Consider the following 12,377-nt stretch of genomic DNA (forward strand, 5'->3'; position numbering starts at 1 on the left):
GACCGCGTTCTCTCGTGAGCTAGGCTGTATTCGATGCTTCGGATCAGATCGGCAGAGTTGCGGTTGGACCGCGTTCTCTCGTGAGCTAGGCTCAATTCATTAGGTGGGAATCGAGCTGGCCAGTTGCGGTTGGACCGCGTTCTCTCGTGAGCTAGGCTGGTCAAGGGCTACAGCACGAAGTTCTACGCGTTGCGGTTGGACCGCGTTCTCTCGTGAGCTAGGCTCCCATCGAGAATCGCCCGAACCATCGGCCCGTTGCGGTTGGACCGCGTTCTCTCGTGAGCTAGGCTTATTCCCAGGAGATGCCGCAAGAGCGCGTTGTTGCGGTTGGACCGCGTTCTCTCGTGAGCTAGGCTCATCTCCGAAGCCGAGGCGCGCTATCTGCTGTTGCGGTTGGACCGCGTTCTCTCGTGAGCTAGGCTCATGAGCTGCTGCAGGCGCGGATCCTGGCCGTTGCGGTTGGACCGCGTTCTCTCGTGAGCTAGGCTTCTTCCCATGAGCGATTCCGATCTCGATCTGTTGCGGTTGGACCGCGTTCTCTCGTGAGCTAGGCTGGATGGTATGGGATCGCGCGCATGAGGGGCGTTGCGGTTGGACCGCGTTCTCTCGTGAGCTAGGCTCGTTGCGACGATCGAGCGCTGGGCTGCGGCGTTGCGGTTGGACCGCGTTCTCTCGTGAGCTAGGCTTCGTCGTTGCGGATGCCGAGGACTTCATGGGTTGCGGTTGGACCGCGTTCTCTCGTGAGCTAGGCTCCCAAGCCTGTAACCGAGGGTGCTGCATGAGTTGCGGTTGGACCGCGTTCTCTCGTGAGCTAGGCTGACGGTTTGTTTAACGCCAGTCTCAAGCCTGTTGCGGTTGGACCGCGTTCTCTCGTGAGCTAGGCTCGATGTTGCGCTGCACTGGACGGCGGTTGCGTTGCGGTTGGACCGCGTTCTCTCGTGAGCTAGGCTAATTCCAGCCCCAAGCGCGGCACCCTCAAGGTTGCGGTTGGACCGCGTTCTCTCGTGAGCTAGGCTGCCGACGCCGGCATTGCCCTGAAGGCGGAAGTTGCGGTTGGACCGCGTTCTCTCGTGAGCTAGGCTCAGGAGTTCATGGCCAGTGGTGGGAATACAGTTGCGGTTGGACCGCGTTCTCTCGTGAGCTAGGCTCATGGCGCTTCACAATCAAGCGCTGTGGCTGTTGCGGTTGGACCGCGTTCTCTCGTGAGCTAGGCTGCATCTCGCGCGCGACCTTGGCCGGCAGGGGTTGCGGTTGGACCGCGTTCTCTCGTGAGCTAGGCTTCCGCCGGGAGAACCCCGGAGCGGTGAAGAGTTGCGGTTGGACCGCGTTCTCTCGTGAGCTAGGCTGCTCCTGGAAGACATCAACGGGTATCTGACGTTGCGGTTGGACCGCGTTCTCTCGTGAGCTAGGCTGGCGTTCGAGCTCTGCGCCGAGACGGAGAGGTTGCGGTTGGACCGCGTTCTCTCGTGAGCTAGGCTGGGGGCGTCACCAAGGACACGAGCGCCCCGGTTGCGGTTGGACCGCGTTCTCTCGTGAGCTAGGCTGCCCCGCCATTGATGACTACATGGGATACAGTTGCGGTTGGACCGCGTTCTCTCGTGAGCTAGGCTTCGTCTCGTCAACGACATCTGGTCGGAGCTGTTGCGGTTGGACCGCGTTCTCTCGTGAGCTAGGCTGAAGTCATCGACGCCGGCGAAGATCGACCAGTTGCGGTTGGACCGCGTTCTCTCGTGAGCTAGGCTCGGGTGGCAACGATGGCACGAAGATGCGGGGTTGCGGTTGGACCGCGTTCTCTCGTGAGCTAGGCTTCGAACGACGGTTCCGACACGGTGATCGTGGTTGCGGTTGGACCGCGTTCTCTCGTGAGCTAGGCTCTAGGCCATCCGACTATGACCCCAAGACCAGTTGCGGTTGGACCGCGTTCTCTCGTGAGCTAGGCTCGCTGCCGAATAATATGCTCAATTCGAATTGTTGCGGTTGGACCGCGTTCTCTCGTGAGCTAGGCTCCTGGGGCGTGGCGGCAACCCAGCCTCACCGTTGCGGTTGGACCGCGTTCTCTCGTGAGCTAGGCTTCATCCGCTCCGCCCGCTTCGTCAGCACCTGTTGCGGTTGGACCGCGTTCTCTCGTGAGCTAGGCTCAACCTGGAGCTTGCGTTGCTCCAGCGGGTGTTGCGGTTGGACCGCGTTCTCTCGTGAGCTAGGCTATCGACCTGTTGGGCCTGTTGCTTCGGCTGGTTGCGGTTGGACCGCGTTCTCTCGTGAGCTAGGCTCTTGCGGAACACCGAGAGCGGGCTGTAGCCGTTGCGGTTGGACCGCGTTCTCTCGTGAGCTAGGCTGCGACTTGGGGAAGCCTGAGCCATAGAGCCGTTGCGGTTGGACCGCGTTCTCTCGTGAGCTAGGCTTGATAGAAGAATCTGCGCCCTCGCGCCCGGGTTGCGGTTGGACCGCGTTCTCTCGTGAGCTAGGCTTTACGGCGACATCATCGCCAAGCTCGATGCGTTGCGGTTGGACCGCGTTCTCTCGTGAGCTAGGCTGACCGTCCAATAACTGCGGCGGGATAGTCCGTTGCGGTTGGACCGCGTTCTCTCGTGAGCTAGGCTGCGCCCTGGAGGTGCTGTGATGGAGCCGCAGTTGCGGTTGGACCGCGTTCTCTCGTGAGCTAGGCTATGGCGGAGACCTTCTGGCCGGGCGATACCGTTGCGGTTGGACCGCGTTCTCTCGTGAGCTAGGCTTCTGGTGGGACACGCAGGAGACCCGCCGCCGTTGCGGTTGGACCGCGTTCTCTCGTGAGCTAGGCTTCGCACGGAGCGCGCCGGACGATTGCCACTGTTGCGGTTGGACCGCGTTCTCTCGTGAGCTAGGCTCACGCGCCAGGTCACGAACGACGCCCGGCAGTTGCGGTTGGACCGCGTTCTCTCGTGAGCTAGGCTGCTTCTTGAGATCGGCCGTCTCCTCGGCGAGTTGCGGTTGGACCGCGTTCTCTCGTGAGCTAGGCTACGGCGGCTGGCCGACGACTTTTTCCTATTGTTGCGGTTGGACCGCGTTCTCTCGTGAGCTAGGCTCATGGTGCTGCTCCTGGTTGCTGCTGCTGAGTTGCGGTTGGACCGCGTTCTCTCGTGAGCTAGGCTCCAGTCGTCGCGTCGGTCGCATGCCGAGCTGTTGCGGTTGGACCGCGTTCTCTCGTGAGCTAGGCTGTTTCGCGGCGGCTCATGTTCGTCACGTCGGTTGCGGTTGGACCGCGTTCTCTCGTGAGCTAGGCTTTACGGCGACATCATCGCCAAGCTCGATGCGTTGCGGTTGGACCGCGTTCTCTCGTGAGCTAGGCTATGCTCCGCAACCAGCGGAGCGATCTCGCCGTTGCGGTTGGACCGCGTTCTCTCGTGAGCTAGGCTAGCGTGATCGAGAATTGGCAGTCGTAGACTGTTGCGGTTGGACCGCGTTCTCTCGTGAGCTAGGCTGGCTGAAAGCGAACAGGCCCGTGTCGCCGCGTTGCGGTTGGACCGCGTTCTCTCGTGAGCTAGGCTCTCGCCGATTGCCAGCGCCCGATATGCTTCGTTGCGGTTGGACCGCGTTCTCTCGTGAGCTAGGCTTCGGTACGCTGAAACCCGCGCAGGCCACGGGTTGCGGTTGGACCGCGTTCTCTCGTGAGCTAGGCTTCGCACGGAGCGCGCCGGACGATTGCCACTGTTGCGGTTGGACCGCGTTCTCTCGTGAGCTAGGCTTCCGCCGCTGTGCTCATGGTCTTGCTTGTCGTTGCGGTTGGACCGCGTTCTCTCGTGAGCTAGGCTGGGTCGGGGGCCTTCAGGTAGTAGCGGGCCGTTGCGGTTGGACCGCGTTCTCTCGTGAGCTAGGCTAGGCCCGCGCCATCATCATTCTTGATCACCGTTGCGGTTGGACCGCGTTCTCTCGTGAGCTAGGCTCGCCCTTGCCGAAGCCCTGCCGCCGATCGGGTTGCGGTTGGACCGCGTTCTCTCGTGAGCTAGGCTATGTCGCTCTGCGCAACGGTCCGCCCAAGCGTTGCGGTTGGACCGCGTTCTCTCGTGAGCTAGGCTACCGAGCGCAAGGCCCTGGCCGATCAGACCGTTGCGGTTGGACCGCGTTCTCTCGTGAGCTAGGCTGGCGCCGGGTGTCACGAGCTGTGACCACGGGTTGCGGTTGGACCGCGTTCTCTCGTGAGCTAGGCTCGTTCGCCAATCTGTCGCGGAGGCACGGCGTTGCGGTTGGACCGCGTTCTCTCGTGAGCTAGGCTCTCCTGCGGCGGGAGCTCGGCATCCCGAGCGTTGCGGTTGGACCGCGTTCTCTCGTGAGCTAGGCTAAATCGGCGCGCTGCCCGCGCTGCGGCGGCGTTGCGGTTGGACCGCGTTCTCTCGTGAGCTAGGCTCGCCGAAGAGGCCGGCCTCTCCGAGCACCAGTTGCGGTTGGACCGCGTTCTCTCGTGAGCTAGGCTACATGGGGCCGAAACCCGCCGGATCGGCCGGTTGCGGTTGGACCGCGTTCTCTCGTGAGCTAGGCTCGTGCCGGACAGTCAGTTGGCTGACGCGCTGTTGCGGTTGGACCGCGTTCTCTCGTGAGCTAGGCTGCCTGTTGCTGTGCAGCTTGAAGTTGTTCCGTTGCGGTTGGACCGCGTTCTCTCGTGAGCTAGGCTGATCCAATGACGAAGCAGACTCCCCCGTGCGTTGCGGTTGGACCGCGTTCTCTCGTGAGCTAGGCTGCACCACCGAGCAGGGCACGCATCATTTCCGTTGCGGTTGGACCGCGTTCTCTCGTGAGCTAGGCTATGACCAGCGGCAACGCCTAGAGTCGCGTGGTTGCGGTTGGACCGCGTTCTCTCGTGAGCTAGGCTGTCCACATGAACAGCGCGCAGTCGGGCAGCGTTGCGGTTGGACCGCGTTCTCTCGTGAGCTAGGCTGTCGGTGTCGGCGCCCAGAAGCTCTACAAGTTGCGGTTGGACCGCGTTCTCTCGTGAGCTAGGCTGATTGTTGACCACATCAACGGAGACACGCTGTTGCGGTTGGACCGCGTTCTCTCGTGAGCTAGGCTTGTGGTGGTCTCTTTGCTCGACAGCTCCAGGTTGCGGTTGGACCGCGTTCTCTCGTGAGCTAGGCTGTAAACCGCGTGCATGACCGCGTGCGAACGGTTGCGGTTGGACCGCGTTCTCTCGTGAGCTAGGCTTACGCGCCGGCCGACGAGGTGTCGGCCTCCGTTGCGGTTGGACCGCGTTCTCTCGTGAGCTAGGCTGTGCAGCATGAAGGCGCTTGTCCGGCCACCGTTGCGGTTGGACCGCGTTCTCTCGTGAGCTAGGCTGATTTTTTCATATAAGCGCGCTAAGGATATGTTGCGGTTGGACCGCGTTCTCTCGTGAGCTAGGCTCCAAACTTCGACAAGCCCCTGGATTCAGGGGCTTTTTTCTTGCTCGTGTCGCGGTTCGTTCGCGCGCTCATCATCAGAACATCACGTATTGCTCGGGGTTTTTCCGGCCTGTTTCCTTGAGGCGGCCATCGAAGGTCACGATGTTCTCATACTGCTTGTCGGTCAGATAGACGATATGAACCTTGCCTGTGCCGGGGACCGCCTTCTCGACCCTTCGCGAATAGGCTTCGGCCTGCTCCTTGCCAGCGCAAAAGCGCATGTAGACCGAATACTGCGACATCTCAAAGCCCTGATCGAGCAGGAACTTCCGGAACTTCGTCGCGGCTTTGCGTTCCTTCTTCGTCAACACGGGCAAGTCGAACAGAACCATCATCCACATGAGGCGGTAGCCGCTCAGCATTCCGCCGTCACGCTTCGGCGCGTGCCGGCACGACCGGCAGCTCCAGCGGTAACGGTGTCAAAGGGAAGTCGAGGCCAGGCTTGCCCTCCTCAAAGGAACGCGCGAGCGATGCGGACAGCCGCTCCAAGCAGGTAAAGAGGGGCGTGGTTCCCCGTTCGGTCGCCATGTCGAGCGAGGTGGCGCCTGCCAGATACTTCTTGACCGCGCCCGAAACCTCGTCAACGCCGGCCTCGGCCAGCCTCGCGACCAGCAGATCGATAATCGGCCGGAACGGCTCCATCAGATCGTCGGCGAGCGCCAAGTCCTCGCCGCGATGCTGGAGGCCGATCGTGGGATGGAGGCCCGAGGCACAGATCGCGCGGGCCGCCGCCGATCGAAGGATGGCGTAGCCATAGTTGAGCATGGCGTTTACGCCGGGCGCATCGCGGTCGCGCCGGAAGTCCGACCCGAACAGCAGCGGCCAATAGCGCCTCGCTGCCTGAGCCTCCATATTGTCCGGATCACCCGAGCCGACCCGGCGCGCCAGCAGATCGAACCCCTCCGCGCCCTCCCGTGCCAGCGCCGCCAGCACGGCACCCTGCTGGCGAATCTTCGCCTGCACGACCGCCTGCCACAGGCGCTTCAGCAGCGGCTTGCCGGCCTCGATCTGCGATTCCATCCGAGAGCGCTGCGCATGATGCCCCACCACCGGCCACAGCCAGGCTACCGGGTTGTGGTTGGCCGCGCAGACGACAAAACCGGCGCCGCGTTCGGCGAGTCGAACCAGAAGATTGTTGGAGTAGGTGCAGCCGTGGGCATTGACGATCACGACGCCGATATCGTCGAGCGGAAGGCGGCCGATCTCGGCCCCGGCCGCGCTCACCGTCATGAAACCGCGATCCACCGCCAGATGGCGGCCGTCCTCGGCGATCTCGACGATGCGACCCAGCATGGCGGTCGTCTATCTCGGTGAGCGGGGGTCGCGGATGCGACCTAAGGCGTCCACTGAAACCTTTCTTGTGCCGAGCTCTTTCAATCGTTCGTACCTGGCAAATGTCCACTTGAACTCGCCATCTCGATAGCGCTGGGCCAGGTTCGTTTCCTTGTGTTCCGCCAGCTGCAGATAGTTCTCCCAGATCGAAACGACGCGCATGACTCGCTTGGCTTCGCCCGTTGTGCTGCCGGTATCGCTGTCGTCACCCTTCTCGTCGATCGATAGCTTCAGCAAGTCATTCTTATATATCGACCATAGCAGGCGGTTAGATGTGTCCGCCCTCCAAAGAGGCACAAAGGTCGGCCGATTCGCGTCGAATACGCTCACGATCTCGCGCGACCACGATCCGTCGGCGCGTTGGAAAATCTCAACATGATGATTGTCGCCAACGCTATAGGCCTTATAAGGAATTCCATTCGTTCCACGGACCGTGACAACAGCTGCTTCCGGCTTGACTAGCCTGACGCGTCGAACACCATTGTCTTGACCGAACTCTACAAGCGCAGCTTTCAGACCTTTGGCGATATCCTTGCGATCTTTACGACGCTTCTCTTTGAGCCGCTCAATCTCGAGCTGAGCTCTTTCCATGGCATGCCGATCTTTGCCCTTACGAGCTTCCGACTGTGCCCTCTTGGCCGCTTCAAGAGCCGAATCATCGACAAGAACTCCCCGAGCCGCGAGATGTTGTTGCAAACGGCCGCGAAGCTTCTTGTCGCGAATCCTGTCGATTTCCCCTTCGCTCAGGTTCTCGATGGATTTGCGCACAACGACGTTTCCGCCCTCCCGCTCCGGCTCCTTGACCAAACCATAGGCCGTCTCTTCGTGCAGACGACCCTGGACGCCGTGCTCCGGCTTGTAGGACACCACGATCCGATCGAGCGCCGCGCGCAGATCATCGCGGAAGGACGCCCAGTCGATCGGGTCGGGCATGTCGTCGATCACGCGCTCGCGCTGTTCGTCGGCCGCACCCGCGATCGCCTGAAGCATGGAACGATCGGTAAGGCCGACCACGAACGCGTCGATCGCATGGTGGCGGTGATCGGCGCGATTTTTCCGATTGTGATCACCCAATAGATTATTGAGGCTCCACTTCCGTCGCATCAGGGCCGTCATGGTCCCGGGAATGACCCAGGTCCTATCGGGATGGCAGATCTTCCAGAGATATTGCCGCGTGACTCGGGCAAGATAAGCGGTGTCGATCAGCTGGCGCGCCAGGAACCCGCCGCTGCGCTCGATGTCGTCCATATCCTCCTTCGTCAGCGTTCCCTTTGCAGCCTCCACGGCTCGGCGCGCGCGGTCCTTCACCAGGTCGAGCGCGTCGGGCCGGAAGCGCCACTGCTTGCTCTTCGGCAATGAAGAGGCCCGCAGCACGATCTCATCCCACTCGTATTTGAAGCCACCGATCGTCGGGCTATGGCCGAAGGCTTCGAAGGGCGTCAGGTTGCCCTTGTCGCGGTTCGCATGACGGATCGAAACGGTCAGGTTCGACGGATTGTCGTCAAGCGATTTCGTGAAGGGCAGGATATGCTCGATTTCGATTTCTGGGCTGAACAGCCGCTGAATCGAGATCTGCTTTCCGGTGTAGATGCATTTGCGATCGTTCGGATCTTCGAGGTTCAGCTCCTCCCAGAGACGCATCCGCAGCATGGCGTCGCCGGGCGGCTTCTGGCCCGGCGCGAACACTTCCGCGAGCTTCGCCCGGCGCATCTCGTTCTTCTTCTGGTTGGCCGCCTGATCCTTCTCGATCCGCTCCTTCTCTTCCCGCGACAGCTTCAGATCGCGGGCAAGTTCGACGACGATCTCCTCCGGATGGCCGTAGCGCTCGACCAGCGCGTTGATCAGCCGGCGGAGCTGATTGAGCCCGATATGCACGGTCGGGTTGGCGATGCGGCCGAAACGTCGCTCCTCCTCGGGCGCCGTCAGGCTCGATACCGGCGCCATGTAACGACGTAACACGTCGCCATAGTAGGGCAGCAGGTCGAGGATCTCGCCGTCACGGAAGTCGGAATGATGCAAATAGCCGGCGCGCTGCACCGCCTCGCTGTAGCGCAACGGTCTCCCATCATCCGAGCGGCCAGCGCGAAGCTCGGGAACGATCTTTCCGAGCGCGATGCGGCCGAGCCGGCCATACCCGTCCTCCAGCGGTGCATTGGCAATCTGTTCCGCCTGCTCAGGCGTCAGATCGAACTCGGTCGTCAGCTTGGCGATCAGCTTCGGCTCGTCCTCGATATCGAGAAGCCATTCGACGATGCTGTTCCGCTCACCGTCGGAGAGCGTGAACCAGCGGACGCCGAACGCCTCGGGCTTGGAGATCAAGTAGGACGTCCTGTCGCCTTTCAGGTCCTTGCGCTTTTCGCTCTCAAGATTGAAGGCCCAGATCGAGTCGATGCCCAGGATCGCGCGCATCCGCTTGAAGGTCAGCTTCTCCTTGATGAGAAGCTTCTCGAGCAGCCTGTCACGCTGCTCCATCGTCAAGCGGTGCCGGTCCGTGGGGTTCGTGCGGCGAACCAGCTCGAGGTTGGCAAGCTCCTGGAGAATGCGGAATTCCTGCACGATGGGGAGCGCCAGAGGCGCCCGCTCGTCGCCTTCCTCGAGCGTGCAGGGGCCCGGGCTGACCGGCTTGAGCGGACGTTGACGGAAGATGATGGTCTCGATCTCGGCCCGGGCAACATCGGTCAGGTCGGGATGATATTTGGCCTGCGCGTTCCAGAGCGCGTCGAACTCGTGCCGCAGCATGGCGCGTGTCGGATAGAAATCCCATTCGGCCTTGCCGCCTTGGCCGATCCGGGCGCGAAAGCGGATGCCTCGTTCCGATTCCTTCTCATCGCCGCCGCGCGGCGAGCGGTTCTCGCGTCCATAGCGATGCAGGAACTCGCCCAGCGTGCGGGCTCCGCGTGCGGCGATCGCCTCCTCCAGCTTCTTCTGGCCGGCCTTCATCCCCTGCTTCTCGTCCGCCTTGGCCTTGCGATCGGCCTTCCGGTTGCTGAGGAAGCCTCGCCGCTGATTGAGATGAAACAGCGCCCGCCCGAACTCGTAGCGCGTCAGCGCCCGATCGAGGCCTTCGGCACGCAGCCGCCAGGGATCGAGCCCTTCGAGCGCCTTGCGCGCGGCCGGATCGCCCGGCATGAGCTCATGACGGATCAGCGCATGCAGCAACGTGGCCCGACGCATGAGAAAGCGGTCGCGACGACGCCGGGCGCTGCGCGGCTCGCGCCGGCTCGCGGCCAGCGAGGCGCCGGACTGCGGATCACGACCGTCGGGAAAGATGCGGACGCCCATCCGCCGGATGCCGATGGGATGGCGGCGTCCCTCTTTGTCGGGTTTCGACAAGTCGAAAACGCACCAGCCGATGGAGTTGGTGCCCAGATCGAGACCCAGGCGCCAAGCAATGCCCTTCCGCTTCATAAGGCCCCCGCAGCTTTTCGCACACGCGAAGCGTGTTTTTCTTCTTCTTGCTAGGGATGATTCCGCACTGGATGCCGATTGACAATATCCCTTATCAAAGCAATGATAGGTTGTGAACGGTCAGGACAGTGGTTGAGCCTAGCTCACGAGAGAACGCGGTCCCTCCGTTAACAAGTGCCCTCGCTTCGGCGGGTGGCGCACAAAATGCGAGGGCGGCTCCGGCCGCCCTCTTCGCTTTTTGGACGATGTCTTCAGCAGAACGGTATAGCCCGCCGGTCAGAAATTCCCCAGCTCGCCCGGCGGATTGCTGCGGGCGGCGAAATGTGGCGTCTCGCCGATCTCGCGATAATGGTCGAGTGCCCAGCGCACCGACGGGAACGCGATCTCGTCCCATGGGATCTCGCCCCAGCGGAACATCCCGACCTCGAGGCTTTCGGGGCCGGGCTCGATCCCGGGCTCGGCGAAGCGCGCGCGGTAGATCACCTGCACCTGGCTGAGCCGCGGGATGGAATAGACCGCGAGCAGGCCGTCGATCTCGATCTTCGCCCGCGCCTCCTCCCAGGCCTCGCGCCGGGCGCCGTCGGCGGTGGTCTCGTTGAGCTCGAGATAGCCCGCGGGCAGGGTCCAGAATCCCTGGCGCGGATTGATCGCGCGCCGGCACATCAGGATACGCCCGCCCTCGCGCACCACGGCGCCGACCACGACCTTCGGGTTCTCGTAATTGATGAAGCCGCAATCGTTGCAGACGAGCCGCTGGCGGCTGTCGCCCTCGGGGATCGCACGGACGAAATTGGCGGGCGGGTTCGCCGCCGGCGGCGGGGGTCTGTCGGCCATGGCCGGTAATGTGACGCCGCGACCCCGGGGTGACAAGCCGGGTCCGCCCCGGCGCCGAACCGGCGGTCATTCCCCGCTCACGCCCTTCCAACTCACGCGCCAGATCGACTGGCTGGCATCGTCGGCCACCAGCAGGCTGCCGTCGGGCGCCACCGCGAGCCCGACGGGGCGGCCGAAGACCTGGGGCGGGTCGCTGCCCTCGACCCAGAAGCCGGTGAGGAAAGGCTCGTACCAGCCCTTGGGCCTGCCGTTCGCGAAGGGGACCCGCACCACCATGTAGCCCTGCGGCTTGCCGGCGTTCCAGGAGCCGTGCAGCGCCACGAAAGCGTCGCCGCGATATTCCTTGGGGAACTGCGTGCCGTCATAGAACACGAGCCCCAGCGGCGCCGAATGGGCGCGGAACAGCAGGTCGGGCACGATCGCCTCGTCGCCGCTCGCATCCGCCGGGATGTCGATCTCGGGCTGGCGGTGATTGCCGATATAGAAATAGGGCCAGCCGTAATCGCCGCCCGCCTGCACCTTCGTCAGATAGTCCGGCACCAGCCCGTCGCCGAGCCCGTCGCGCTCGTTCACCACCGTGTAGAGGTCGCGGGTTCCGGGATAGAAGGCGAGCCCCACCGGATTGCGGATGCCGCGGGCCACCGTCTGCTGCCCGCTGCCGTCGCTGGCGAAGCTCTGGATCGAGGCGCGCGGCAGCGGATCGGGCCAGACATTGCCGGCCGAGCCGATCGCCACATAGATGCGCGAGCCGTCGGGGCTGAAGACGAGGTTCCGCGTCCAATGGCCGGAACCCTCGCCGAAGGCGCCCTGCGGCGTGATGCGTTGCCGCCTTGTGGTGGGCGCGGTCGCGGCCGGCTCGTAGGGCATCCGCCAGATGCCCTCGATATCGGCCACGTAGAGCATGCCGTCATGGAACGCCATGCCGTGCGGCCGGCGGAATCCGTCGGCGAGCACGCGTTTCGAATCCGCCACGCCGTCGCCATCGCTGTCGACCAGGCGCGTGATGCGTCCCTCGCGCGCCTCGGAGAGAAGCACCGCGCCATCCGGGGCGATCGCCAGCCAGCGCGCATGATCGAAGCCGCCGGCGAAGAGATTGACCGCGAAGCCCGGCGGCAGCTGGAACGGCGGATGCGCCGAGAGGGCCACCCGCTCCGAGGGATTGCTCACGGCCCCGCTGGTGTCGGGTGCCGGCAGCCGGGCCGGATCGACCTGGATGCGGGTGCCGGGCAATTCGCTGGGCGAGGCGGCCTGTCCCGGCGGCGGTGCCGCCAGCGCCAGCATCAGGGCCAGGAGGAGGGAGGCGGCACGCGTCGGGAAGCCGGCTTGGCGCATGGGATCGATCCTGGTTATGGTCCGTTCGGTTCGACGCGCCGCCCGGCTACACGTCGATGCCCC

General features: G+C 63.4%; 5 protein-coding genes and 1 CRISPR repeat array (1 of these 6 only partly in view). All 5 genes read right to left on the minus strand.

Annotated elements, in window-relative coordinates:
- Nucleotides 1–5,370: a CRISPR direct-repeat array (repeat unit 36 nt; unit sequence GTTGCGGTTGGACCGCGTTCTCTCGTGAGCTAGGCT); it begins 6,809 nt to the left of the window's first position.
- 73 nt (nucleotides 5,371–5,443) lie between these two features.
- A complete protein-coding gene (gene cas2, locus FRZ61_RS23715; protein ID WP_151120087.1) occupies nucleotides 5,444–5,770 on the minus strand; it encodes a CRISPR-associated endonuclease Cas2 in 327 nt (108 codons plus the stop codon).
- Between the two features lie 7 nt (nucleotides 5,771–5,777).
- The gene (cas1, locus tag FRZ61_RS23720; protein WP_151120089.1) at nucleotides 5,778–6,701 is read right to left on the minus strand and encodes a type II CRISPR-associated endonuclease Cas1; all 924 of its coding nucleotides are present in this window, start codon (nucleotides 6,699–6,701) and stop codon (nucleotides 5,778–5,780) included.
- A 9-nt stretch (nucleotides 6,702–6,710) separates the two neighbouring features.
- Nucleotides 6,711–10,148, minus strand: a complete 3,438-nt coding sequence (gene cas9, locus FRZ61_RS23725) for a type II CRISPR RNA-guided endonuclease Cas9 (protein ID WP_151120090.1) — start codon at nucleotides 10,146–10,148, stop codon at nucleotides 6,711–6,713.
- A 276-nt stretch (nucleotides 10,149–10,424) separates the two neighbouring features.
- Entirely contained in the window at nucleotides 10,425–10,982 is a 558-nt protein-coding gene (locus FRZ61_RS23730; RefSeq protein ID WP_151120091.1) for an NUDIX hydrolase, read from the minus strand.
- A gap of 66 nt (nucleotides 10,983–11,048) precedes the next feature.
- Nucleotides 11,049–12,314, minus strand: coding sequence for a PQQ-dependent sugar dehydrogenase (locus tag FRZ61_RS23735; protein ID WP_151120092.1), 1,266 nt, complete (start codon nucleotides 12,312–12,314; stop codon nucleotides 11,049–11,051).
- Between the last annotated feature and the right edge of the window lie 63 nt (nucleotides 12,315–12,377).

This window comes from Hypericibacter adhaerens (assembly GCF_008728835.1).
GTDB classification, from domain to species: Bacteria; Pseudomonadota; Alphaproteobacteria; order Dongiales; family Dongiaceae; genus Hypericibacter; species Hypericibacter adhaerens.